1 protein-coding gene is annotated in these 259 nt (G+C 50.2%); it reads left to right on the forward strand.

Going from position 1 to position 259, the window contains the following annotated elements:
• On the forward strand, nt 1-259 hold a 259-nt coding region (locus tag SB773_RS32855), incomplete at both ends, for a helicase-related protein (RefSeq protein ID WP_410594594.1).

The following is a 259-nucleotide window of genomic DNA, read 5'->3' on the forward strand; positions in this document are numbered from 1 at the left end:
GCAGGAGAATGGACTGTCTGCCCAAGCACTTTATGGCGACTTGTCCCAAAACAAGCGTGAACAGCTGATGAAGCAATTCCGCGAAATTCGTTTCCAATATTTGATCGCCACGGATATTGCAGCGCGCGGGCTTGATGTAGAAGGCGTGACGCATGTCATTAACTACGATTTGCCGAACGACGTGGAGAGCTATATTCACCGTGTTGGACGTACAGGTCGTGCGGGACAAAAGGGAAAAGCGATCTCGCTCATTTCTCCT

The organism is Bacillus sp. SIMBA_074, assembly GCF_046534555.1.
Taxonomy (GTDB): domain Bacteria; phylum Bacillota; class Bacilli; order Bacillales; family Bacillaceae_G; genus Bacillus_A; species Bacillus_A mycoides.